Origin of the sequence: Alistipes sp. UBA6068 (genome assembly GCF_949428155.1) — a bacterium.
Classification (GTDB): Bacteria; Bacteroidota; Bacteroidia; order Bacteroidales; family Rikenellaceae; genus Alistipes; species Alistipes muris.
In genome coordinates this window covers 98,302-123,418 of record NZ_CASQFS010000004.1, presented here as the reverse complement: position 1 = coordinate 123,418, position 25,117 = coordinate 98,302, and the positions used below count along the sequence as shown (strand labels likewise).

Sequence of the window (25,117 nt, the reverse complement as noted above, 5' to 3'; positions counted from 1 at the left end):
GGGCTGCATAGGTGCAGCCCGCATTTTGTTATCGGTCAGCGGAAACGGATTTGGATTTGCACGTGTCTTGCACTATCTTTGTAGACCATAAGCAAGCGAAACGACGATGTACCCCGAAACGCCCCGACCCGGCGAGGTCCTGGATATGGCGGCATTCGACCGACTCTTCGGCGAATACCGCCCGCGGTTCCTCCGTTTTGCTGCGGGCTATGTGGCCGACCCTGCCGAGGCCGAAGACATAGTCATGGAGAGTTTCGTGGCGGCGTGGAGACACCGCGAAACCCTCACCGTGGAAACTTTTCCGCCCTACACGCTAACCATCGTCAAAAACAAGTGTCTCAACCGCCTGCGCGGCCAGGCCGTGCGGCTCCGTGCGGCGGAGACCCTCCACTCCCATAATACGCAGGTCTTGCGCACACGCATAGCGACGCTGGAAGCCTGCAACCCGGAAGAACTCTTCAGCAAGGAAGCCCGCCGCATCGTGGACGAGACGCTGGCGCAGATGCCTGAACGTACGCGCGAAATCTTTGTCCGCAGCCGTTTTCGCGGCCAAAGCTACAAGGAGATCGCCGACGAAATGGGCATCACGGTCAAGAGCGTCGAATTCGAGGTCTCGAAAGCGATGAAGCGGCTGCGGGTAGCGCTGAAAGATTACCTCGCTTTCTTCCTCTTCTGGTTCACAGCCAACTGATTACTTTCCCAGACGGTACCGCCCTCACAGGACATCCCTGAAAAAAATGATTTTTTTTCAGGGATGTCTTGCGTAGAGGGGTTATTACTATGTCATGGAGAAAGAACTGTTGTACCGATTCTTCGATGGTAAAGCCTCTGCCGAGGATGAACGCCGGGTGCTCGAATGGCTCGGCGAAGACCCCGCGCACCGCGAGGAGCTGCTGGCCGAACGCCGGGTGTTCGACGCGCTGCTGATGCACGCCCGGCCCTCCGGCCCGGCGCGGCAGACCGCGCACAAGGGGCTTATACTCCCGCCATGGGTGCGCCGAACGATGCGATACGCTGCCGCGATAGCCGTGGCGGCGAGCATCGGTGCGACCTGGGTGTCGCGCACGAACGACAAGTTTGCGCAGGCTTGCAACGTGATTTCCGTGCCGGCGGGACAGCATGTGGACGTGACGCTGCCCGACGGCACCCAGGTCTGCATGAACGCACTCTCCGAGCTGCGCTATCCTGCATTCTTTACGAACGACGAACGCCGTGTCGAGTTGAAAGGCGAGGCGTTTTTCGACGTGACGCACGACGAGAACCGTCCGTTCGTGGTCGAGACCTATGCCTGCAATGTAGAGGTGCTCGGTACGAAGTTCGACGTCGAAGCCCGTGCCGAAGCCGAAGAGTTCACCGCTTCGCTGGTCGAAGGCCGCGTTCGCGTGGTCGACAAGGCCGATTCGCGCAACCGGGTGGAGTTGCAGCCTGACCACCGGGTGCTGCGGACCGCAGGCCGGCTGGTGGTGGAACCCATCCCCGACCATGAACGTTTCCGTTGGCGCGAAGGGCTGATCGTGTTCCGCGACGCCTCGTTCCGCGGGCTGCTGCGCGAATTCGAGAAGTGTTACGGCGTGCGCATCGAAGTGGAACGCGAGCCCGCCGGAACCCGCTCTCTGACCGGAAAAATCCGAATAGCCGAAGGCATCGACCACGCGTTGTGGATTTTGCAGCGCAACGCCGATTTCGAGTATGTGCGCAACGAAACCCGGGATGTGATTTACATACGCTGACCTCTCCCCGAACAAACCGCCCAACTTAATAAACCAAGATGAACCTATGAAGATGAAAAACCGGGCAAGAGCCTGCTTGCTGTTGCCTTTACTGACCCTGCTGGGCTGCCTTTGCGCCGGACGCGCCCGGGCCCAGTCCGTCCCGGTGACGCTCCATGCGACCGATACGGCGCTGGAGCAGGTGCTCGACCAGATCGAACGGCAGACGACCTACCTGTTCGTCTACGACCAGAGCGTCGACGTGGCGCGCAAGGTCTCGGTCGAGGCCACCGACATGCCGCTGAAAAACGTATTGCAGCAACTTTTCCGCACGACCAATATCGGTTATGAGGTGGAAAACACTTCCATCGTGCTGTTCCGCAAGGAAGCCGACAAGCCCGAAGGCCCGGTGACGGTGACCGGACGGGTGGTCGACCCTGCGGGCCAGGGTGCGGTCGGCGTGGCCGTGGTGGTCAAGGGCACGACCGTCGGCGCGAGCACGGGGCTCGACGGAACATTTACGCTGCAAGTCCCGCCCCCTGCGTCGCAGGCCGTTCTTGCGGTCAACTACCTGGGCTATGAACCGGTCGAGCTGGCGGTCGGCAGCCGCACCGACTTTCAGATAACGTTGCAGGAGTCGGCGGTGGACGTCGATGCGGTGGTCGTCACGGCTCTCGGCATCAAGCGTTCGGAAAAAGCCCTTTCGTACAACGTTCAGAAAGTCGACGGCGACGCAATCATAGCGGTCAAGGACGCCAACTTCGTCAATTCGCTCAGCGGCAAGGTCGCCGGTCTGAACATCAACGCTTCGTCGTCGGGCGTGGGCGGTGCCTCGAAAGTGGTGATGCGCGGAACGAAAGGCATCGACCAGTCGTCGAACGCGCTCTATGTCATCGACGGTATTCCGATGTATAACCTTGCCGACGAGGGCGGCACGGAATTCAGTTCGGCTGGCGCGACCGAAGCCATCGCCGACCTCAATCCCGAAGACGTGGAGTCCATATCGGTGCTCACGGGCGCTGCGGCCGCGGCCCTCTACGGCAGCCAGGCCTCGAACGGCGCCATCGTCATCACGACCAAGCGCGGCGAAGCGGGACACACCTCCGTGACCGTTTCGAGCAACACGGAGCTCATGACGCCTTTCGTCATGCCGCAGTTCCAGAACCGCTACGGCACGTCGAACCTCGATGCGAGCTGGGGCCCCCGGCTCAACGCATCGAACAGCTATGGCTACGACCCGGCCAAAGACTACTTCCAGGCAGGAGTGGTCGGCACCGAGACCGTGGCCTTTTCGACGGGCACCGACCGCAACCAGACCTACGTGTCGGCGTCGGCCGTCAATTCGCGCGGCATCATCCCCAACAACGGTTACGACCGCTACAACTTCACGTTCCGCAACACGACGTCGTTCATCCACGACCGCATGAAGCTGGACATCGGCGGTTCGTACATCCGTCAGAAAGACCTCAACATGACCAACCAGGGCATCTACTCCAATCCCCTGGTTTCGGCCTATCTGTTTCCGCGCGGCAACGACTGGGAAGCCATCAAGATGTACGAACGCTACGATCCGGCACGCAAGATTTACACCCAGTATTGGCCGCAGGGGTGGGGCACGCTGCGTTCGCAGAATCCCTACTGGATCAACTACCGCAACCTGCGCGCCAACGACAAGAACCGCTACATGCTCAACGCGGGACTTACCTACGACATTTTGGACTGGCTGTCGGTGAGCGGTCGCATCCGCATAGACAACGCCGAGACGGAATACACCGAGAAACTCTACGCGTCGACCGAGCCCACCATCGCCGAGGGGTCGGAAAACGGCTACTATGGCACCTCGACCATCAAGGACAAGCAGCTCTATGGCGACGTGCTGCTCAACATAAACAAGACTTTCGGCGAAGACTGGAGCCTGCAAGCCAACGTTGGAGCCGCGATTTCCGATACGCGCAAGAACGCCAGCCAGATGCGCGGCCCGATTCGTGCCGACGGTCTGCCCAACGTCTTCAACGTGTTCCAGCTCGACAACGCCACCACGCACCGCCAGCAGGAGGGTTGGCGCGAGCAGTACCAGTCGGTCTTCGCTTCGGCCGAAATCGGTTACAAGGGCACCTACTACCTGACCCTGACGGGGCGCAACGACTGGCCCTCGCAGCTGGCCGGGCCCCACTCGGTGAGCGCATCGTTCTTCTACCCCTCGGTGGGCGGTTCGGTGGTGCTCTCGCAGCTCGTTCCCCGCATGCCTGAGAACCTTTCGTATGTGAAAATCCGCGGTTCGTGGGCCTCGGTGGGTCTGCCGTTCGCGCGGTTCCTGGCCTATCCGACCTATGAATGGGACGCTTCGCAGAACGTGTGGAAACCGCAGTCCGCCTATCCGATGTACGAGCTCAAGCCCGAGCGGACGAACTCGTGGGAGGTGGGTCTGACGATGCGCTTCCTCAAGCACTTCAGCCTTGATGTTTCGTACTACGACACCAAGACTTTCAACCAGACTTTCGACCCGCAGATTTCGGCCTCGTCGGGCTACTCGAAGTTCTACGTGCAAACGGGGTCGGTGCGCAACCGCGGTGTGGAGCTGGCGCTGGGCTACAAAAATACGTGGAAGAAAGTGACCTGGGCGTCGAACTTCACCCTCTCGTCGAACCGCAACGAAATATTGGAGCTGGTCGACAACTACAAGCATCCCATCACGGGCGAGCTGATCACCAAGGAGCGGCTCGACGTGGGCGGACTTTCGCAGGCGCGCTTCCTGCTCAAGAAAGGCGGTTCGCTGGGCGACCTCTACTCGACGGCCGACCTCAAACGCGACTCGAACGGCCATATCTATGTGGACGAAGCGGGCGACATCGGGGTCGAATACAAGGTCAGCGACATCAAGCTGGGTTCGGTGTTCCCCAAGGCCAACCTGGCGTGGCGCAACGACTTCCAGATAGGCGGCTTCAACTTAGGCTTCATGATTTCGGCCCGTCTGGGCGGCATCGTCTACTCGGCGACACAGGCCTACCTCGATGCGTTCGGCGTGTCGGAGGCTTCGGCGGTGGCGCGCGACCGCGGCGACGTGAGAATCAACGGCATGGACCGGATTTCGGCCGAGAAGTGGTACGGAACCATCGGCGGTAACGGCGGTCTGCCGCAGTACTACACCTATTCGGCTACGAACGTGCGGTTGCAGGAGGCTTCGATAGGCTACACGATACCGAAGAAGAAACTGGGCGACGTGGTGGAAATCACCCTCTCGCTGGTGGGCCGCAACCTGTGGATGATTTACTGCAAGGCGCCGTTCGACCCCGAAGCCGTCGCCACGACGGGCAACTACTACCAGGGCATCGACTATTTCATGATGCCGTCGCTGCGCAGCGTCGGCTTCAACCTGCGTCTCAAATTCTAACCTAACCGACGAACCGATGAAAACCATAAAACCTACGTTGCGCTTCCTGGCGGCGCTGCTGCTGACGGCTCCGGCCGCCTGCACGGCCAACTACGAGGAGTTCAACAAGAACCCCTACCAACCCGACAACTCGCAGATGCAGTACGACGACTATATCACTTCGTCGGCGCTCAAGGGGATGCAGAACCTGCTGATGCCCGAAGCCGAGGGCATCAGCCAGTACGTCGACTGCCTGATGGGCGGTTCGTGGAGCGGTTACAGCGCCGACACCAATCCCGGAACGGGCTGGGGCGGGCGCTATGCCACCTACAACCCCTCGCAGGCGTGGATCAACATCCCGTTCAACGACCCCATTTCGCAGTTCTATCCTTTCTACCTCCAGCTGCGGTCGGTGACCGACAACGAGGTGCTGCTGGCCGTGGGCGATGTCTGCCGGGTGGGCGTCATGCAGCGCGTGACCGACACCTACGGCCCGATTCCCTATTCGCAGGTGGGCGAGGCCAACACCCTCAATTCGCCCTACGATTCGCAGCAGGAAGTCTACACGCGGATGTTCGGGGAGCTCGACGCTGCGGTGGAGACCCTTTCGGCCCATGCCGCGGAGAGCTTCAGCGCCAAGGCCGATGCGGTCTACGGCGGCAATATCGCCAAGTGGGTCAGGTTTGCCAATTCGCTCAAGCTGCGGCTGGCCATGCGCATCGTCTATGCCGACCCCGAGACCGCCCGCACCAAGGCCGAGGAAGCGGTGGCCGACCCCATCGGGGTGATGGCCGACAACAGCGACAACGCCCGGCGCCTTATATCGAAGAACAACCCGTGGGATTTCTTCATGAACCAGTGGGGCGATGCGCGCGCTTCGGCCGACATCGTCAGCTACATGAACGGCTACAACGACCCGCGCCGCGAATTTTACTTCACGCTCTCGACTTTCGATGAGAAGACTACGGGCATCGTCAACGGTTATCACGGCGTGCGCAACGGCATCGAGCAGCAGCGCTACCTCAACTCGAAGGAGACGATGAACTGCTATAGCCGTATGGCGGTGCGGTCGAGCGACCCCATTTGCATCATGAACGCTGCGGAGGTGGCGTTCCTGCGGGCCGAAGGGGCCCTGCGCGGCTGGTCGATGGGCGGCGACGCCGAATCGTTCTACCGCCAGGGCGTGACCCTCTCGTTCGAGCAATGGGGAGCTGCGGGAGCTGCGGAATACTTGACCGACGCCGAACATACGCAGGAGACCTACGCCGACCCGCTGGGCAACTACTCCTACAGCGGCACTCCCTCGGGCTGCACGATAGCTTGGGAGACGGGCGCCGACCGCTTCGAGCGCAACCTCGAACGCATCATCACTCAGAAATGGATCGCCAACTACCCGATGGGCGTGGAGAGCTGGTCCGAGTACCGCCGCACGGGTTATCCGCGGCTCATGGCTGTGCCGCACAACATGAGCGGCGGCGTGGTCGACGACGCCCGGGGAGCCCGCCGCATGCCTTATCCCGATACGGAATACACCGAGAACACGGAGAACTACGCCAAGGCGCTGCAAATGCTGGGCGGCAAGGACGACATGTCCACGCGCGTGTGGTGGGACCGCAAAAACAACTGACAATGAACACCGACATGAAAACGACATTCCATAAAATAGCCCGGTTGCTGGCGGTGCCGGCAGCGTTCCTGCTGGCTTCGTGCAGCGACTGGACGGACCCCGAATCGCTCGGGCTCCACACCCCGGAGATAGGGGAGGAGTATCCCGAACAGTATGCCGCCTACCTGGAGAACCTGCGGAGCTGGAAAGCCACAGCGCACCAGGCCGTGCTGGCGACTTTCGACAACTCGACCGCCGAACCCTCCTCGCGGGCCCATCATATCGCTTCGCTGCCCGACAGCTTAGACGTGGTGGTGCTCACGGCGCCCGAACTGCCCGAATGGCAGCAGACCGAGATGGAGCAGACCCGCCGCGACAAGGGCACCCGCTTCATCTATGCGGTCGACCATGACGGGCTGCGCAGCGACTGGGAAGCCGCCGGGGGCGCCGATGCCGCCGAATGGACCGCCTACCTTGCGGAGCGGATGGCTACGGCTTTCGATGCCTGCGAGCAATACGGCTACGACGGCGTTCTGGTGCGCTACAACGGCAAAAGCACGCTTCACATGACGCCGGAAGAGCTGGCCGTTTACACCGCCGAGCAGCGCGCTTTCATCGGCCCGGTGACCGAATGGGTCGACGGCAGCGAACCGAAACTCTTCCTTTTCGGCGGCGACCCCACGACCCTGCTCGACCCGAAATTGTTGCTTAAGGCCGACTACATCGTGGTCGACACGTCGGCCGCCACGAGCGTCGATGAACTGACGTTCGCCGTGCGCTCCTGCATGGGACCGCAAGTTCCCGCAGGGCGGTTCGTGGTGACGGTTCCCACCGTCGTGCGCGACGACCCCGACGCTGTGGGCTACTACGGCAAGGAGATGGCCCTGCCGCTGGCCGCCGCGTGGATGACCCGCCCCTCGGCCGACTTCACGCGGGCCGGATTGCTGGTGGAGGGCATCGAACGCGACTTCTACAATGCAGGGCTGATTTACAAACATGCGCGCGAGGCGATTGCGACCGTCAACCCCTCGCCCAAAAACTGACGACCCCATGAAAATCGAACGAATCATAATGGCTGCTTGCGCCGCAGCGGCTCTCGGGCTGGCCGGGTGCAAGCACGACGACCCCAACGAAGTACGCTTCGACAACAAGGTCTTCATCGACCGCACGGAACTCTCGGCCGACCTGCCCGTGAAACCCACCACGCAAAGCTACACGCGGACGCTGAGCGTGGCCACGGCCAAACCCGTGGACGGGGAGCTGACGGTGCGTTTCGAGGCCGACGCCTCGAAGGTGGAGCGCTTCTGTGAAGCCTATTACACCGAAGCCGAGCTGCTGCCCGAGGAATTCTACACCATCGAGCCGGCCGAGGCGACGATTCCGGCCGGGGGCGTGAAGTCGTCGGAAGCGACCGTCGGGTTCCACCGGCTGGACGGGCTCGACATGAGCCGCTCCTATGTGCTTCCGGTGAGCGTCCGCTCGGGAATGGAGGTGCTCGAAAGCGCCCGCACGTACTACTACCTGCTGCGCGAGGGGGCCATCATCAACGTGGTGGCCGACATGACGGAGACTTACGTGGAGTTCCCGAAGTTCGACAACCCGGCTCCGCTGAGCGGCCTGCGGCAGATAACGATGGAAGCGCTCGTCAAGGTCGACAAGTTCGACCGGATGATTTCGACGGTGATGGGCATCGAGGGGCTCTATCTGATGCGCATCGGCGATGCGGGCTACGCCAACAACCAGATTCAGATTGCGGGCCGTTCGTCGAACGAAAACTTCCCGACGGCGGCCGAGAGCCCGGCGATTCCGGTAGGGCGCTGGGTCCACATCGCCGTGACCCACGACCTCATCAAGGGCGATTGGCGCATCTATCTCGACGGCGAGGAAAAGGCCTCGGGCAAGCAGGTCTACGGCACGCGGACGCTGGCCGTGAAGACCGACGTCGCATCGCCCGGCACAGGATTCCACATCGGCCTTTCGTACGACAAGAACCGCTGGCTGGCCGGCTGCATCGCCGAGTGCCGCATCTGGAACGTGGTGCGCACGCAGGCCGAAATAGCGGCCCACCCCTACGAGGTGGACCCGGCGTCGGAGGGGCTGGTGGCCTACTGGAAATTCGACGAGGGGTCGGGAACCGTCATCAGGGATTCGTCGCCCTCGGCCAACCACGGCCGCGTGGGGCAGAACCGCGACGGCGAGGTCGTCCGGGGCATCGGCTGGACGAAAGTCTGGCTGCCCGAAAAACAAGCACCAACCAATGAATAACCCAACCATGAAACGAACCATAAAGAACCTGCTTTGGGCGGCTGCGGCCGTGCTGGCTTCCTGTACCGACGGAATCGAGGTCCCCGGACCCTCGGGCGAGGGCTTCGAGGGGGTGGACCAGACCTGCGGCTATGTCCGCAACCTCGACGAACCGCGTTCGACGACGACGCTCGAACTGCGCAACGGCAAGCCGGGCACGACGCAAATCTACTTCGGCATGACGCGCCCCGCGGCGAAGACCATGACGGTGACTTTTGCCTACGACGAATCGGCGCTCGCCGCCTACAACCTTGCCCACGCCACTTCGTATGAACTCTATCCGGCCGACGCCGTGTCGTTGCAGGCGGGCGGACGTGCGCTGGTGACGGCGCAGTCGCAGCGCTCGTCGGAGATAACGGTGACCGTCGAAGCGGCGCCGGCAGCGGCCGAGGGCCGGACCTATGCCGTGCCGCTGCGCGTGACCCCCTCGGACGCCTCGATCCGGATGGCGCCGGGCGAAGACGTCTACATGCTGCTCGTGAAGGACATGGGCGACATTCCCGATGCCACGAAACCTTCGGGCATCAAGATAGTGAGCTGCATGGAGGTCAACGAGACCAATCCGCTCAACAACCTGGAATTCACGCTCAAGAACAGCGGCAAGATGCTGGTCGACATCGTGGTGCTCTTCTCGTCCAACATGAACTACGACGCGAAGACCGGGCGGGTCTACATCTCCAACAACGAGAACATCCGTCACCTGCTGGACAACCGCGAGAAATACATCAAGCCCTTGCAGCAGCGCGGCATCAAGGTGGTGCTGAGCATGATGGGCAACCACGACCGGGCCGGCGTGGCGGGGCTGGCCGACGAGACGGCGCGTGCATTCGCCCGCGAACTGAAAAACTTGTGCGAAGCCTACGAGCTGGACGGCATATTCTGGGACGACGAGTATTCGGACTACGCAGAGGGTCCGGGCTTCGTCTATCCGGCGTCGGGCGCTGCGGCGGCGAGACTGATTTACGAGACCAAGCAGGCGATGCCCGACAAGCTCAATATCGTCTATATGGCCTACATGGGCGATTACATGGCCGGAACCTACCGCCCGGGACGGCTCTACAACCTCCCCGACGTGGACGGCCGTCCCTCGGCCGAATGGGTCGACTACATGCTCAACGACTACCGCCACGAAGACTTGGTTACGGGCTATCCGGTGCAGCGGCTGGGCATCTACCCCGAGGAGTATTTCAAGGACGTCTTCAACCTCATTATCGCGGGCCAGGACGAGTATCAGCAGATGCTCGACACCGGGTGCCAGGTCCACATGATTTTCGCCATGGACCCCACGCGCGCCAACTTCTCCCAGCCCAATCCCAACCGGGTGGGCTGCCAGCTGGAGTCGATGCGGAACATCGCGTCGCGGCTTTTCGGCGACCAGCTGGTCTGGTCCGGCAAGACCTACGCCAAGGACTGGTAGCCCCGGTCGCTGCATGAAAACGAACACCAAATTACACACCTAAAACTTAAATCAAAATGAAAAAGTATCTGATTTTGCTTGCTTCGGCAATGCTCGCATGGTCGTGCGGCGATGACAAGAACGTGGACGAACCGCAGAAACCCGAACCGCCCGTGACGGAAGCCTCCATCTCGCTCAGCGCGACGGAGTATACCTTTGCCGCGGCCGGGGGTACGTCGGACGAAATCACGGTGACGTCGAGCGGCGCGTGGGAGCTCATCGGCGACGACAAGGTATTCGAGCCGTCGGCCAAGTCGGGCGAAAACGGCGACAAGGTGACCTTCACCGTAGGCGTGAACCCCAAATCGGAGGAGCGCACCGAGACGTTCCAGTTTCTGTGCGACGGTGAGATTGCCGAGCTGACGCTCACGCAGTCGGGCGGAGACGAGCTCACTATCGAGACGCGCGAATATGCGGCGCCTATATATGGCGGCCCCGTCGTTATTGAGGTCAAGGCTTCGGGCGCCTTTGAATACACCGTCGAGGAGGGGGCCGACTGGCTGACCAAACCGACGGCCGCTTCGGCTGCCGCTGCAACTCCGGAACGTGCGGAGCTGGTGGCCGCCGCCAACGACACGGGCAAGGCCCGCCAGGCAACGGTGACTTTCACGCTGGGCGAACTTTCGGTTCCGGTAGTGGTGACGCAGGTGCAGAACGATGTGCTGAAAGTCGCTGAGGGGACGGACGTAACTTATAATGTCGGCAAACCCGCCGAGACGGTTTCGTTCGCGTTCGAGGCCAACTTCAAACCCGTGGTAACGGCTTCGGCCGATTGGATTACCGTAGGCGAACCCGTGGCCGCTTCGGCCGAGGAGGGTGTTGTGGCCTATACGCTCAGCATCGAAGTGGCCGCCAACGATGGCGAACCGCGCAACGGCACGGTGACGATTGCACATCCCGAGAACGGCCAGCTCAAATTGGATGTTGCCATCAAGCAGGACGGCGAGGAGCCGCTGCCGGAGGGCGCGGTCCGCATTCCCGATGCCAATTTCCGCACGAAACTGCTGGCGCTGGGTTATATTGAGAGCGCCGACAGCGAAATCTGCAAGGTGCTTGATGATGGAACGACGATTCCGATGATGAATGTCAGCAATAGTAATATTGCTGACTTGACGGGGATAGAGGTGTTCACGAATATCGCGACGCTTAACGTGTCCGGCAATCCGTTGGCCCGTTTGGATTTGTCCAAGAATCCGAATATCACTAATTTGAGTGTTAATAATGTGCAAAATCTGACGTATGCTGATTTGGGTGAAATGAACCTTTCGTGGTTCGATCCCCGCAATTTGAAGTCAACATCGTTGACGGTTATTTCAAGGGGCAACGTCAAGGAGCTCGAAATCAATGGAGTCATGACTGAGATTGACCTTTCGCAGTGTTATAACATTACCACAATCAAGCTCAACGGCTGTTCGAGCCTGGCCGGTACGGTAGACCTGCGTAATTGTGCGGCAATCAAAAATTTGGGGCTGAATCTCTGCTCGAAACTGGAAAAAGTGATTTTGCCTAAATCGGTGGAGGGCCAGTTGACACCTACTGGAACTTATAACGAAAATCTTGTGATAACTTACGAATAACCCCGAATCTTTGCAATACCCGATGACAGCCCCGGTCCTGCGACAGGACCGGGGTTTTTGTGCGAATCGGAAATATATAATATTTCCGCGGGGCGGAGCGGGAAAAATCCGGAGCAAAAAATTTGCGGGAATAACAAAAAACGCTACCTTTATTTTTCATTCGGACGCGATACCGCCATGAACCGCACACCCAAGAATTCCCCCCCCCACGGGCTGGAGGAGGTCTACGCGAAATACAAACCGTATTTCGTGCGGATCGCCGTGTCGTATGTGCGTGACCGAATGGCGGCCGAAGACCTCGTCGCGGACACTTTTCTGAAAGCCTGGGAGAACCGCGCGGAGACGATGCCCCGCAACCTGCCCGCCTACCTGCTGACGATGCTCAAGCGCAAATGCCTGGACCATCTGCGCGATAGGGCCATTCACCTGCGGATTCATCAGGACCTCCACCGGACCGAGCAGCGGGTGGTCGGCGAGCGCGTCGCACGGCTCGAAGCCAACGACCCCCAGAACCTCATGATGACCGAAGCGCTTGCCATCATCGAGCGCGAACTGCGCCGGATGCCCGAACAGCGGCGCCGGATTTTCGTGGCCCATCGTTACGAAGAGATGTCCTACCGCGAAATCGCCGCTGTGTACGAGCTTTCCGAGGGCCAGGTGACCTATGAACTCCGTGCGGCGAAAGAGACGCTGAAAGCCGCGCTCAAGGATTATCTTCCGCTCGTCGGATTGCTTCTCAGCGGCCTTTGAGAAGCCGGAAAATTCCCCTTCCGAATTATTAAAAATATTTATTTGCAGGATTTTGCGATTTTTTTCGCAAATCCCGCTTCGTTGTGCGTCAATATAGCGATTATGGAGAAAGAGACATTGTACCGCTATGTGGCGTGCCAGGCATCGCCCGAAGAGGAGACGGCCGTACTGACTTGGCTGGATGCCGACCCCGCACACGAATCCGAGCTTGCCGAGGTGCAGCGCCAGCACGATCTGGTGGCCATGAGCGCCCCGGTCATCAACGAGCTCTATGCCAAGGACCGCACTTTCCGGCTCGGCCGGGCCCTGCGTCGTTGGAGCGCCGCTGCGGCCGCAGCCGTTCTGCTGGCGTTCGGCGGCTATAATTTTCATGTCGCGCGGGATTTCTCGCAGCGCGGCGAACAGCTGCTGACCGTGTCGGTGCCCTACGGACAGCGTGTCAATCTGACTTTGCAGGACGGCACTTCGGTGTGGCTCAACGCCGGAACGACGTTCCGTTATCCGGCGCTTTTCACGGGGCGTGAACGCCGGGTGGAAATCGACGGCGAAGCGCGGTTCGAGGTGGCGCACGATGCCAGGCATCCTTTCATCGTGGAGACCTACGCCTGCGACGTGGAGGTCCTGGGTACCAAATTCAATATCATGGCCGAGGAGCGGAACGGCCTTTTTGCCACGGCCTTGTTCGAGGGGCGTGTCGCCGTGACGAACCGCATCGTTCCCGGCGAGCGGCTGATGCTGGAACCCGACGAAGTGGTGACGCTCGAGGGCGAACACCTGTGCCGGGCGATGATCGGCAGCGACGAGGAATACATGTGGACGAACGGAATCATCGGTCTCACGGGTCAGACGTTCGCCGAGCTGATGCACCGCTTCGAGAAGACTTTCGGCGTGACGATCCGCATCGAGCGCGAACCCTCCATCCGCATCGGACAGGGTAAAATCCGCCAGTCGGTCGGCATCGACAATGCGTTGGAGGTGCTCCGGCGCTTCGGCGATTTCGAGTACGTGAAAGACGAGCAGAGCAATACGATAACCATCCGATAAACCAAGTATAATCCGAAAATCCGACTGCCTATGATGTAAGCCGACCTTGTTTGAAGATCGAATGACATTGCCGGAACTCCGAAAAAAATGGCCTGCACGGATAGTAGCGTATCCCGCAGGCCGGGGTTCGGGCAAATTCTCTACCTAAACCTAAAATGAACAAATTTATGAATAAAAAGATTTTCCGGCAGGCGAAAAGGGCGTTCGTGTTCCTTTTTGTGTTCGGATTGTGTCTTTGCCGGCTGCAACCGGCGGTGGCGCAGAACAGCAGCTTGCCTCAAGTGACGATCCGCATGGACCGTGTTCCGATGTCCGAAATCATGTCCGAAATCGAGCAGCAGACCAAATATCTGTTCGTCACGGGCGCGGACGTCAAGACCGACCGTATCGCCAGCCTCGACGTGACGGCGGCTCCCCTCACCGAGGCGCTGAACCGGATGGTCGCAGGCACCGACCTGAGCTACGACATCCGTTCGCTGAGCATCATCCTTTCGGTGAAAAAGGCCGAGCAGCCCGCTTCCATTACGGGTTATGTGCACGATGCAAGCGGCATGCCGATCATCGGTGCGACGGTCATTGTCCGTGACACCTATATCGGTGCTACGACCGACGCCGAGGGCCGCTTCGCCATGTCGGTTCCCGCTCCTTCGACGGCTTGGCTCGAAGTGAGCTATCTGGGCTACGAGCCCCAGGCGCTCGCCATCGGCAGCCGCACTTCGTTCGACATCACGCTCCAGGAATCGGCTTCCGAAATCGAGTCGGTGGTGGTGACCGCCCTCGGTATCAAGCGTTCGGAAAAGGCGCTGTCGTACAACGCTCAGAAAATCAACGCTGAAAGCATCGTCGCTGTCAAGGACGCCAACTTCATCAATTCGCTCAGCGGCAAGGTCGCCGGTCTGAACATCAACGCTTCGTCGTCGGGCGTGGGCGGTGCGTCGAAAGTGGTGATGCGCGGCTCGAAGTCTATCGAGCAGTCGTCGAACGCGCTCTATGTCATCGACGGCATCCCGATGTGCAACTTCCGCAGCGACGGCAGCGAGGAGTTCGATTCGCAGGGCGCTTCGGAAGCCATCGCCGACCTCAACCCCGAGGACATCGAGTCGATGACCGTGCTGTCGGGTGCTGCCGCGGCGGCGCTCTACGGTTCGGACGCCGCCAACGGTGCCATCCTCATCACGACCAAGCGCGGTACGGCCGGACAGACGACCGTGACGGTGACCAGCAACACGGAGGTGCTCACGCCTTTCGTGATGCCGATGTTCCAGACCCGCTACGGCACGGGCGACAAGCTGGCCGGGGCCACCAACGGCATCTATTCGTGGGGCGAGCGCCTTAATTCGTTCAATTACCGAGGATACGACCCCGCTGCCGACTATTTCCAGACGGGTGTCGTGGGTACCGAGACAGTTTCGTTCTCGACGGGCAACGAGCGCAGTCAGACCTATGCTTCGGCCAGCGCCGTCAATTCGCGCGGTATCATCCCCAACAACGGTTACGACCGTTACAACTTCACGTTCCGCAACACCTCGTCGTTCCTCAAGGACAAGCTCAAGCTCGACGCAGGTGCCAGCTATATCATCCAGACCGACCGCAACATGGTCAACCAGGGTGTTTATTCCAACCCGTTGGTGTCGGCCTACCTCTTCCCGCGCGGCGACGATTGGGCGGACATCAAGATGTACGAGCGCTACAATGCGTCGCGCGGCATCTACGAGCAGTATTGGCCGACGATGGGTGCCGACACTTACCAGATGCAGAACCCCTACTGGATCAGCTACCGCAACCTGCGCGAGACCCGCAAGGACCGTTACATGCTCAACGCGTCGCTGACCTACGACATTCTCGACTGGCTGTCGGTGTCGGGCCGAATCCGGGTCGACAACTCCAACAGCGACTATACCGAGAAGCTCTACGCGTCGACCAACAACCTGCGCACCGAGGGTTCGCCCAACGGTCTGTACGGCATCACCAAGACCAACGACCGCCAGACCTACGGCGACGTGATGGTCAACATCAACAAGACTTTCGGCGATGACTGGAGCCTGCAGGCCAATGTCGGCGCTTCGATTTCGGACCTCTATTCCGACGCATCGAAGGTCCGCGGTCCCATCGCCTACGGCGAGCAGACGGGTTACGACAAGGACGGCAACCCCATCTACGAGCCCAACAACATTCCGAACGTCTTCAACGTCTACAACCTTTCCAACTCGAAGACCGTCCGCGAGCAGATCGGCTGGCGCGAGCAGTCGCAGTCGATTTTCTTCTCGGCCGAAGCCGGGTTCAAGGGGGCTTATTACCTGACGGTGACGGGCCGCAACGACTGGCCCTCGCAGCTGGCAGGTCCCAATTCGGTGAATTCTTCGTTCTTCTATCCGTCGGTGGGTGCTTCGATCGTATTGTCGGAAATCATCCCGAACATGCCCAAGGACCTCTCCTATGTCAAACTGCGCGCATCCTATGCGTCGGTGGGTCTGGCTTTCTCGCGTTTCTATGCCAACCCGACCCGTTCGTGGAACGCTTCGACCAATAGTTGGAACCTCTCGTCGCAGAGCCCGCTCTACGACCTGAAGCCCGAGCGCACCAAGTCGTTCGAGGTGGGTCTGACGATGCGTTTCCTGCGCCACTTCAACCTGGACGTTTCGTACTACAACACCCGCACCGTCAACCAGACTTTCAACACGGGTATCCCCGCGAGCTCGATGTACAGCAAGGTCTACAAGCAGGACGGCGACGTGCGTAACCGCGGTTTCGAGCTCTCGCTGGGCTACCGGAACACCTGGAACCGTTTCTCGTGGGAAAGCAACTTCACGGCCAGCGCCAACAGCAACAAAATCATGCGGCTGGGCAAGGAGGTGGTCGATCCCAACACGGGCAAGGTGATTCCCATCGGCGACCTCAACGTGGGCGGCATGGGTAACGTGCGCTTCATCCTGCGCGAGGGCGGTTCGTTGGGCGACATTTACTCGCGCGCCGACCTGCGCCGCGATTCCAACGGCGACATCTACCAGGACATGGACGGCAATATCTTCGTCGACAACAAGACCCAGACCAAGGACTTCATCAAGCTGGGTTCCGTCTTCCCCGATGCCAACCTGGCGTTCCGCAACGACTTCCGCTGGCGCAACCTCAATTTCGGGTTCCTGCTGACGGCCCGCATCGGCGGCGTGGTCTACTCGCGTACGCAGGCCGTGATGGATTACTACGGCGTGTCGGAGGCTTCGGCCGCAGCGCGCGACGCCGGCGGTATCGTCTTCAACGGCAGCGACATCATCGACGCGCAGAAGTGGTACCAGACCGTGGCCAACGGCGATACCACCCCGCAGTACTATACTTATTCGGCTACGAACGTGCGGTTGCAGGAGGCTTCGATCGGCTATACGATTCCGCGCAAGCTGCTCGGCAACGTGTGCGACATCACCGTGTCGGTGGTGGGCCGCAACCTGTGGATGCTCTACAACAAGGCGCCGTTCGACCCCGAAGCCGTGGCTACGACGAGCAACTACTACCAGGGTATCGACTACTTCATGATGCCTTCGTTGCGCAGCGTCGGCTTCAACCTGCGTGTCAAATTCTAACCAAGCTAAAACGCCATGAAATTCAACATATCGAACATCAAGGCGGTCTTTGCGGTGGCGGCGCTCGGCGCGGCTTCCTGCACGGCCAACTACGAAGATATCAACCGGAATCCCTACGAGGTGACCGGCGAGGAGATGGAGCGCGACGGCTACGCCATGCGGTCGTTCATGACCACCATGCAGAGCTGGGTCGTTCCGACCGACCGCAACCAGTGCCAGTTCACTGACGTGCTGCTGGGCGGTCCCTACGGCGGGTACATTACCGACGCCAACAGCGGTTTCAACGCCGGAAAGTTCTCGACCTACGACCCGCAGTCGAACTGGTCGCCGGTGTTCTACCGCGTCGTCTATACCAATGAGATGTCGAATTACTCGGAGCTGTGCAAGGTGACCGAGGACGAGAACGCCATCGCCGTGGCGAAGGTGGTGAAGGTGGCCGGCGTGCACCGCGTGACCGACACCTACGGTCCGATTCCCTACACGCAGGTCGGCACGGGCGTCAATCCGGTGCCGCTGGATTCCGAAAAGGAGGTCTTCAAGGCCATGTTCGCCGACCTGGACGCCGCCATCGAGGTGCTGACGCGCAACCGCGCTGGCATGATTTCGACCGACGCCGACCGTGTCTACGGCGGTAACCTGGAGCGTTGGGGCCGCCTGGCCAATTCGCTCAAGCTCCGCCTGGCGATGCGTATCGTCTACACCGATTTCACCACCGAGGACGGCCGCACTCCGCAGCAGCTGGCCGAAGAAGCCGTCGCTTCGGAGTTGGGCGTCATCGCCGACAATGCAGGCAACGCCATGTACATGGGCTTCGGTAAGGACGGCAATCCTTTCTACGTCTGCTTCTTCAGTTTCAAGTCCGGTGAGGGCGACCACCGCATCGCTGCCGACATCACGTCGTTCATGAACGGTTACGCCGACCCCCGCCGCGCCAGCTATTTCAACGAGGCGACTTTCAGCGGCGGCGGTTACGTGGGTCTGCGCAACGGCATTCGGATTCCCGACGACGAGCGTATCAACAGGTATTCGCGTTACAACGTCACGGCTTCGACGTCGCTCATGTGGATGAACGCTTCGGAGGTGGCCTTCCTGCGCGCCGAGGGCGCTTTGCGCGGCTGGGCGATGGGCGGCGACGCCAAGACGTTCTACGAGGAGGGTATCCGGCTGTCGTTCGAGCGCTGTGGCGTGGCGGACCAGCTGGCGGCCTACATGGCTTCGGCGGCGCTTCCGGGCAGCTATGCCGACCCGGCGTTCGGTCACGATTATACCAACCTCTCGACGGTGACGATTCCGTGGAACGATGCAGCCGATTTCGAGGAGAACCTCGAACGGATCATCACCCAGAAATGGATCGCCAATTTCCCGCTGGGTTCCGAAGCGTGGGCCGACTACCGCCGCACGGGTTATCCGCAGTTGTTCCCCGTGGTGGTCAACAACAACCCCGACATCACGAACTTGCAGTTGGGCGCCCGCCGTCTGACCTACCCGCTGGAGGAGTACGAGGCCAACGGCGCGACGATTCAGGCCGCTGTGGACGAGTGGCTGGGCGGTCAGGACAAGATGTCGACCCGGCTGTGGTGGGACTGCAATCCCCGGATCCGCTAACCTATAAAACCGACAAACCATGAATTCCAATATCAGAAAACATATCCTGCCCCTCGCAGCCGTTCTTTTCATGGCGGGCTGCCACGAGGCGGTCGAACCCGAATCCATCGGGGTCAACTACGGGTCGTTCGAGCAGGCGCACCCCGAGCTCTACGCGCAGTACATGCAGGCGGTTCGGGAGTACAAGGCGGGTGCTCACAAGGCGGTGTTCGTGACGATGGACGTGCCCGAAGCGGGTGCTGCCACCACCCACCGCACGCAGCACTTCATGGCCATTCCCGACAGCGTCGATTTCATCGTGGTCAATACGCCCCGGGAGCTTTGCCGGACGCTGGTCGACGAGATGCGGCAGGTCCGCGAGGTGAAAGGGACGCGCGTTCTCTTCAACATCGACTTGCAGACGTTCGAGAACGATTGGACGCAGGTGCTCAAGGAGAACCCGTCGCTCACCGAGGAGGATGCGCTGGCTTATCTCGACGGCCGTGTCGATGAGCAGATTGCGCTGGCCGACCGCTGGGGTTACGACGGTTTCATCTTCACCTACCCGGGTCTGGCCGTGGGCAGTATGCAGGGCGAGGCGCTGGAAGTCTATTCCGCCCGTCAGGACGCGTTGTTCGCGCCCATCCGTGCATGGCATGAAGCCAATCCGTCGCGCTTGATTATCTTCCGCGGCTTCACCGGAGCCCTCACAGAAGCTAATATTCCGTTGCTCGAAGAGTGTGCCTACATGATTCTGTCGACCAGCAGCGTGAGGACGCTCGACGAGATGTCGTTCTCGGCTCTGACCGCCGTCAGGGTGGCAGGCGTGCCGGCCGACCGGCTCATCGTGACCGCCCAGACCACCCGTCCCGGCGACGACAAGAAGGAGTTCGGTTACACCGGCATGGCCGATAGCTTCGGCAACACGATCGAGGCTATCGAGGCTTGGGCCGGGTGGACCACGCTTCCTTCGCCGGCTTACACGCGTGCGGGTCTGCTTATCGAGGACGTCCGCTACGACTACTACAACCCCGCCAAGGTGTGGGCCAAGACCCGCGAGGCCATCGGCATCATGAATCCCTCCCTCTAAAACTGAAAGCCATGAAATACAACAAATGCCTTTTGGTTCTTTCGGCGCTCGCCGCAGTCGCTTTCACGGGCTGCAAGAACGACGATCCCGACAAGCACCATTTCGACAACAAGTTCTACATTTCGTCGGCCCTCATGTCCGACGACCTGCTCATCAAGAGCGACACCCCGGGCTACACCAAGACCATCGAGTCGCGTCTGTCGATGCCCGCCGAGCAGCCCGTTGCGGTGACTATCGAAGCCATGCCCGCCGAGGTGGCCGCCTACAACATGATCTACGGCGACAACGCCGTGGTGCTTCCTGCCGAATGTTACGAGCTTTCGTCGAACGAAATCAACATCGCGGCCGGACAGGTGACGGGCGAGACCATCGAAATCGAGTTCAAGGACATCAACACGCTCGACGGCAGCCAGCGTTACGTGTTGCCCGTGACGGTCACTTCGTGCAAGGGCGTCGGTCTGCTCGACAGCCGCACGACGGTCTATTTCGTGGCCCGTCAGGGTGCGATGATCAATGTGACGGCCAATATCGCTTACATGTATTTCCCGGTCAATTGGTCGGCCGAGGCGCGCCCCCTTATCAGCGGTATGAAGCAGGTGACCGTCGAGGCCCTGTTGCGCAGCGCCGACTGGACCGACGGCCGCGGCGACCCTCTGAGTTCGGTCTTCGGCATCGAGGGTAATTTCCTGGTGCGTATCGGCGACGCCGACCGTCCGCGCGACCAGCTTCAGTTGGCTACGGGTTCGGCCAACGGCGGCAACTGGCCCGCGGCCAATGCCGCACCGGGTCTTCCGGTCAACGAGTGGGTCCATATCGCCGTGGTGTGGGACGCCCTCAACGGCGAGCGCATCTACTACCAGAACGGTGTGCAGGTGGCCTACTCCAACCAGGCGATGAGCGGCTCGGTCACGCTGACGGGCGACTGCTACGTCGGCAAGTCGTATAACGACGAGCGTTATATCCCCGGTGAAATCTCCGAGCTGCGCGTTTGGAGCGTTGCCCGCACGGCCGACGAGATCGCCAACAATATCTACGGCGTCAACCCCGAAAGCGAAGGCTTGGTGGCCTATTGGAAGTTCAACGAGGGTGTCGGTTCGTCGATTGTCGACCACGCCAACGGTACGAATCTTTCGGCCGTGGGCGGTACTCCGACGTGGGTTCCCGTCACGCTTCCCGAAATCAAATAATCCCTAACAGCCATTTACGTATGAAAACCAAATATTTCAAATCCGGCATTCTTGTCGCAGCCGCATGGCTGTGCGCCGTTGCGTTCAGCTCCTGTTCGGAAGATGTGACGGTGGGCGAGTGGAACGGTACGGAATCCATCGAAACGGGTCTCAGCCAGACGGGCGCTCTGTTGCAGGACGCTGCTTCCGGCAAGTCGAATGCCTCCGTCGAGCTTTGGAAAGCGACCCATACGGCCGACTTGCGTCTGGTCTTGACAAAAGCTCCCGCTGAGGGCTTCACCGCCAGGGCCAAGGTCGACACCGAATATGACATCGCGCAGTACAACAAGGCCAACGGCACGAAGTACGAATTGTATCCGGCCGACAAGGTGACTTTCGCCAACGACGGTCTCTTCGCCGCCGCTGAGCGCAGCGCCGAAATGACGCTCGAAATGACGGTTGCGGTTGCCGAAGGGCTCGTCGCAGGCAAAGGTTATCTGATTCCCGTGGCCCTCGAAGCCGAGGGCGTGGTCCTCAAGGAGAGCCATTGCTTCTACGTGGTCAAGGACATGACTTCGATGCCCACCTGCTACAAGGGCGACGACCTGCCCAAGGGATTCCTCTTCTTCGAGGTGAACGACGCCAATCCGCTCAACGCCCTGACGTTCGAGCTCGAAGACGGCCGTCTGCTGTGGGACGTGGTCTGCCTTTTCTCGGGCAACATCAACCACCATCCCGACCGCAACGCACCGTTCCTGAAGCTCAATCCGCAGACCCAGTACTGGATGGACAACAACGAGGTCTTCCTCCAGCCCCTGCGCAAGCGCGGTATCAAGGTTCTCATGTGCGTCCTGGGCAATCACGACCAGGCCGGCGTGGCCCAGCTTTCCGACTACGGTTGCCGGATGTTCGCCGAGGAGCTCGCCCGGTTCTGCGAGACTTACAATATCGACGGCGTATGCTTCGACGACGAGTACTCGAATGACCCCGATCTCTCGAATCCTTATTACGATGTGTGCGGTGCGCATCGTGCCGCTCGTCTGGCTTACGAGTGCAAAAAGGCCATGCCCGACAAACTGGTTGCCTCTTATTCCTACATGACGTTCAAGATCGATTTTTGGCCGACCGAGATCGAGGGGCAGAACATTGCCGAATGGTGCGACATTGCCGTAGCTGATTACGGCAGTACAACCTCGCCGTGCGGCAATATGACCGAGAAGCAGTGCTCGGGCATCTCGATGGAGTTCAACAACGGTTCGGGCGGTAATTTCACCGCATCCACCGCGCAGAGCATGCTCAATATCGGCAAAGGCTGGTTCATGGGCTTCGCTCCCGACCCGCTGAAGAATTACGACGGTAGTGTGGACAAGAATCATTGGCGCAATATTTTCGTTAACCGGTTGAACAAGGGTCCCGAGAAGCTCTACGGTTCGCCGCTCAAGGCGCCGACCCATTTCTACAAGTTCGCCGATACCACGCGTTACAATTATCCCGACGACGTGCCGGCTCGCTATTCGCGTCCGGCGCAGTCCGAGTGGCCGAACTATTGATTCGATTCCGTTCCGCAGGCGGGGGCGGACCCTGCCCGCGGAACGATTTTAACCGAAAAAGAGTAAACAATGAAAAACATAGTTAGATACGCGCTGCTTTTCGCCCTTGCTGGCGGAGCCGCGCTTTTCACCGGCTGCCGTGCCGACGAGGAGGTCGGTTTGGCGGGTTATCCCCAAACTCCGGTCGGTGCGACGATTTCGGGCACTTCGGACCGGGTAGCCGTTTCCAAGGCTACCTACGATGGCGACGGGGCGTTGAATGTGGAAGGTTCGCTTTCGGGCGAATATACCATCGCCCTGGCGCAGGCCAGTCCCGAGGATGTCACCGTCCGCGTGGAGCCCATCATCACCAACGTGCCTGCCGAGTTGGTCGAAATCAGCGCCAGCGAGCTGGTGATTCCGGCTGGCAGTACGACGGCTTCCGTCTCGGTGACGATGACCGAGGAGGATTACGGTTTCATGGACAACGTACCTCAGTCCGTCACTTACGAACTGGGCGTGCGCGTGGTCGAGGCCCGAGGTTCGCAGGTTCCTGTGGTTGACGGCGAGGCCAAGAAGGTCATTGAAAAGGAGGCTTATATGGCTGCCGCATCGCTGGTGGGTATCGCTGGCAATGAATTGGTCATCACTCGCAATTATGTCGACGGCCAGATTCTGGACGAAGACCCGATGGCCTGCGAAGTGAAGGTCGTGACGGACCGTCCCGTGTTGGAGGATACGAAGTTCGTCGTCAAGTCGGCGGGTATTCCCGAGGGGTTCGCCGATGACGAGAGCTTCTCGCCCGCAGCCGAGGTGACGATTTTGGCTGGAGAGAAAGAGTCTTCGGCAACGACATGGACGCTTGCCAACGATTTTCTCGAAGTCGACGACGTGCTCGGTACTTTCCCGATGCAGCTCTCGATTGAGATGGTCGGCGAATCGGCTACTGCCGTCGTCGACCCGGAGGACGCCGGGGTGGCGATTCAAATCGTGAAGATGTCCGATTTGGTGAAGTTCCTGGCTGCGGCCGATGCGTCGTGGACGAAGTTACCTACGGACGGTTGGACGGTGGAATCCAATGGTTCCTCTTATGGCGGCCACGATTTCAATACGCTTCTCTTTGACGGGTCGTCCGATACCGATATTTCCGGAGATCCGCTGGAAATCATCATCGACATGAAAGTGTCGCAGAAGGTGGTCGGATTCAGTGTTACGTGCTTTGGGAGCTTTACCTATATGGGCAAGTCTTTCGAGTGTTCGACGTCGGAAGACGGCGAGAACTGGAAGTTGCATGGCGAACTGATGATAGCGGATGCGCCTAACAACACGGATGGTGCTACCAACTATGTTCAGCTCACTCCCTGCAATGCGCGTTATGTCAAGTGGGTCGGAGTTGCGGTTGAAAATTCTCCTTACCCTTACCCTGTCGACATTTCGGAATTCTATATCTACGGCAAGAACTGACGCTGAAAGTCGGTTCTGAATAGGGCCGGGGGCTCCGCACGTCTGTTGCGGGGCCTCCGCTTTTTTGTGCCGCCGATTCGCGGCCGTGAATTGTGAATAACTTGTCGATAGAATCCGCCGGGGGTGGTTGCGGGTGCGGCCGGAAAGCGCTACTTTTGTAACGTTGTATTCCGGCCCGGCGCCGGATTCCGCATACGCAATGATTGTTTTCGACCATAACGGGCCGGTGGGCCGCAGACGACGCCGCGAGGGCGCCGGGGCTTTGTCGCCGCACCTGCAATGCGTTTGCGGCGTTCGTTCGCGGGAGCGGCATGCGGCCGCATACATAATAAAAGGATAGATAAGAACCGCCATGACATAAAGTGCCGTGGCGGTTCGCTTTTGGGCTCTGTAAAAAAAGATTGATGAAGAAGATGGAAACAGCGGTCAGAGTGGGCGTGATTATGGGTTCGGCGAGCGATTACGAGGTGATGGCCGAGGCCGTGCGCACGCTCGGGGAGTTCGGCGTCGGGCTCGAAAAGCGGGTCGTCAGCGCCCACCGTACGCCCGATTTGTTGTGCGAGTATGCCAAGACGGCGCGCGGGCGCGGTATCCGGGTCATCATCGCCGGGGCCGGGGGCGCGGCCCATCTGCCGGGCATGGTGGCGTCGATGACGACGCTTCCGGTGGTGGGCGTTCCCGTCAAGTCGCGGGCGCTCAGCGGGCTGGATTCGCTGCTTTCCATCGTGCAGATGCCTGCCGGGGTTCCGGTGGCCACGACCGCCATCAACGGGGCGAAGAACGCCGCTCTGATAGCCGTTTCGATACTGGCCTTGCAGGACGGGGAGCTTGCCGCGCGGCTCGACGCGTTCCGCGCCAAGCAGACCGCCGACGTGCTGAAAGCCGAATTGTAG

General features: G+C 60.2%; 17 protein-coding genes. All 17 read left to right on the top strand.

Features of this window, described 5'->3' with window-relative positions:
* Positions 1-106: 106 nt before the first annotated feature.
* The 17 genes from QVG21_RS03575 (at position 107) to purE (ending at position 25,117) form a co-directional block, all read left to right on the top strand.
* Positions 107-691: an RNA polymerase sigma-70 factor gene (locus tag QVG21_RS03575; RefSeq protein WP_287922359.1), complete on the top strand. Its 585-nt coding sequence runs from the start codon at positions 107-109 to the stop codon at positions 689-691.
* 94 nt (positions 692-785) lie between these two features.
* Positions 786-1,730 carry a FecR family protein gene (locus tag QVG21_RS03570; RefSeq protein WP_287922357.1) on the top strand — a complete coding sequence of 315 codons (945 nt, stop codon included), beginning with the start codon at positions 786-788 and terminating at the stop codon, positions 1,728-1,730.
* Between the two features lie 46 nt (positions 1,731-1,776).
* Positions 1,777-5,100 (top strand): SusC/RagA family TonB-linked outer membrane protein, encoded by a 3,324-nt coding sequence (locus tag QVG21_RS03565; RefSeq protein ID WP_287922355.1) that lies wholly within the window; start codon positions 1,777-1,779, stop codon positions 5,098-5,100.
* A gap of 16 nt (positions 5,101-5,116) precedes the next feature.
* Positions 5,117-6,706, top strand: a complete 1,590-nt coding sequence (locus QVG21_RS03560; protein WP_287922353.1) for a RagB/SusD family nutrient uptake outer membrane protein — start codon at positions 5,117-5,119, stop codon at positions 6,704-6,706.
* Positions 6,707-6,720: 14 nt separating this feature from the next.
* Positions 6,721-7,728 carry a glycoside hydrolase family 18 gene (locus QVG21_RS03555; protein WP_287922351.1) on the top strand — a complete coding sequence of 336 codons (1,008 nt, stop codon included), beginning with the start codon at positions 6,721-6,723 and terminating at the stop codon, positions 7,726-7,728.
* Between the two features lie 7 nt (positions 7,729-7,735).
* On the top strand, positions 7,736-8,950 hold the full coding sequence (locus QVG21_RS03550) for a DUF1735 and LamG domain-containing protein (RefSeq protein WP_287922350.1): 1,215 nt from the start codon (positions 7,736-7,738) through the stop codon (positions 8,948-8,950).
* A gap of 7 nt (positions 8,951-8,957) precedes the next feature.
* On the top strand, positions 8,958-10,406 hold the full coding sequence (locus QVG21_RS03545) for a BT_3987 domain-containing protein (RefSeq protein ID WP_287922348.1): 1,449 nt from the start codon (positions 8,958-8,960) through the stop codon (positions 10,404-10,406).
* A 56-nt stretch (positions 10,407-10,462) separates the two neighbouring features.
* A complete protein-coding gene (locus tag QVG21_RS03540; RefSeq protein ID WP_287922347.1) occupies positions 10,463-12,022 on the top strand; it encodes a BACON domain-containing protein in 1,560 nt (519 codons plus the stop codon).
* A gap of 177 nt (positions 12,023-12,199) precedes the next feature.
* A complete protein-coding gene (locus tag QVG21_RS03535; protein WP_287922345.1) occupies positions 12,200-12,772 on the top strand; it encodes an RNA polymerase sigma-70 factor in 573 nt (190 codons plus the stop codon).
* 102 nt (positions 12,773-12,874) lie between these two features.
* On the top strand, positions 12,875-13,816 hold the full coding sequence (locus QVG21_RS03530; protein ID WP_287922343.1) for a FecR family protein: 942 nt from the start codon (positions 12,875-12,877) through the stop codon (positions 13,814-13,816).
* A 167-nt stretch (positions 13,817-13,983) separates the two neighbouring features.
* Positions 13,984-17,391 carry a SusC/RagA family TonB-linked outer membrane protein gene (locus tag QVG21_RS03525; RefSeq protein WP_287922341.1) on the top strand — a complete coding sequence of 1,136 codons (3,408 nt, stop codon included), beginning with the start codon at positions 13,984-13,986 and terminating at the stop codon, positions 17,389-17,391.
* Between the two features lie 15 nt (positions 17,392-17,406).
* Positions 17,407-18,996 carry a SusD/RagB family nutrient-binding outer membrane lipoprotein gene (locus QVG21_RS03520; protein ID WP_287922339.1) on the top strand — a complete coding sequence of 530 codons (1,590 nt, stop codon included), beginning with the start codon at positions 17,407-17,409 and terminating at the stop codon, positions 18,994-18,996.
* Between the two features lie 19 nt (positions 18,997-19,015).
* Positions 19,016-20,065 (top strand): glycoside hydrolase family 18, encoded by a 1,050-nt coding sequence (locus QVG21_RS03515; protein WP_287922337.1) that lies wholly within the window; start codon positions 19,016-19,018, stop codon positions 20,063-20,065.
* An 11-nt stretch (positions 20,066-20,076) separates the two neighbouring features.
* Positions 20,077-21,252, top strand: a complete 1,176-nt coding sequence (locus QVG21_RS03510; protein ID WP_287922335.1) for a DUF1735 and LamG domain-containing protein — start codon at positions 20,077-20,079, stop codon at positions 21,250-21,252.
* 20 nt (positions 21,253-21,272) lie between these two features.
* On the top strand, positions 21,273-22,781 hold the full coding sequence (locus tag QVG21_RS03505) for a BT_3987 domain-containing protein (RefSeq protein ID WP_287922334.1): 1,509 nt from the start codon (positions 21,273-21,275) through the stop codon (positions 22,779-22,781).
* A gap of 69 nt (positions 22,782-22,850) precedes the next feature.
* Positions 22,851-24,224 (top strand): DUF4989 domain-containing protein, encoded by a 1,374-nt coding sequence (locus tag QVG21_RS03500; protein ID WP_287922332.1) that lies wholly within the window; start codon positions 22,851-22,853, stop codon positions 24,222-24,224.
* A 404-nt stretch (positions 24,225-24,628) separates the two neighbouring features.
* Positions 24,629-25,117: a 5-(carboxyamino)imidazole ribonucleotide mutase gene (gene purE / locus QVG21_RS03495; RefSeq protein WP_287922330.1), complete on the top strand. Its 489-nt coding sequence runs from the start codon at positions 24,629-24,631 to the stop codon at positions 25,115-25,117.

What these genes read in the sequence shown, in the direction of transcription:
- QVG21_RS03530 (WP_287922343.1), top strand. Translation starts at nt 12,875, where the DNA reads ATGGAGAAAGAGACATTGTACCGCTATGTGGCGTGCCAGGCATCGCCC.
- QVG21_RS03570 (WP_287922357.1), top strand. Translation starts at nt 786, where the DNA reads ATGGAGAAAGAACTGTTGTACCGATTCTTCGATGGTAAAGCCTCTGCC.
- QVG21_RS03520 (WP_287922339.1), top strand. Translation starts at nt 17,407, where the DNA reads ATGAAATTCAACATATCGAACATCAAGGCGGTCTTTGCGGTGGCGGCG.
- QVG21_RS03505 (WP_287922334.1), top strand. Translation starts at nt 21,273, where the DNA reads ATGAAAACCAAATATTTCAAATCCGGCATTCTTGTCGCAGCCGCATGG.
- QVG21_RS03555 (WP_287922351.1), top strand. Translation starts at nt 6,721, where the DNA reads ATGAAAACGACATTCCATAAAATAGCCCGGTTGCTGGCGGTGCCGGCA.
- QVG21_RS03550 (WP_287922350.1), top strand. Translation starts at nt 7,736, where the DNA reads ATGAAAATCGAACGAATCATAATGGCTGCTTGCGCCGCAGCGGCTCTC.
- QVG21_RS03560 (WP_287922353.1), top strand. Translation starts at nt 5,117, where the DNA reads ATGAAAACCATAAAACCTACGTTGCGCTTCCTGGCGGCGCTGCTGCTG.
- purE (WP_287922330.1), top strand. Translation starts at nt 24,629, where the DNA reads ATGAAGAAGATGGAAACAGCGGTCAGAGTGGGCGTGATTATGGGTTCG.
- QVG21_RS03535 (WP_287922345.1), top strand. Translation starts at nt 12,200, where the DNA reads ATGAACCGCACACCCAAGAATTCCCCCCCCCACGGGCTGGAGGAGGTC.
- QVG21_RS03540 (WP_287922347.1), top strand. Translation starts at nt 10,463, where the DNA reads ATGAAAAAGTATCTGATTTTGCTTGCTTCGGCAATGCTCGCATGGTCG.
- QVG21_RS03565 (WP_287922355.1), top strand. Translation starts at nt 1,777, where the DNA reads ATGAAGATGAAAAACCGGGCAAGAGCCTGCTTGCTGTTGCCTTTACTG.
- QVG21_RS03500 (WP_287922332.1), top strand. Translation starts at nt 22,851, where the DNA reads ATGAAAAACATAGTTAGATACGCGCTGCTTTTCGCCCTTGCTGGCGGA.
- QVG21_RS03525 (WP_287922341.1), top strand. Translation starts at nt 13,984, where the DNA reads ATGAATAAAAAGATTTTCCGGCAGGCGAAAAGGGCGTTCGTGTTCCTT.
- QVG21_RS03575 (WP_287922359.1), top strand. Translation starts at nt 107, where the DNA reads ATGTACCCCGAAACGCCCCGACCCGGCGAGGTCCTGGATATGGCGGCA.
- QVG21_RS03515 (WP_287922337.1), top strand. Translation starts at nt 19,016, where the DNA reads ATGAATTCCAATATCAGAAAACATATCCTGCCCCTCGCAGCCGTTCTT.
- QVG21_RS03510 (WP_287922335.1), top strand. Translation starts at nt 20,077, where the DNA reads ATGAAATACAACAAATGCCTTTTGGTTCTTTCGGCGCTCGCCGCAGTC.
- QVG21_RS03545 (WP_287922348.1), top strand. Translation starts at nt 8,958, where the DNA reads ATGAAACGAACCATAAAGAACCTGCTTTGGGCGGCTGCGGCCGTGCTG.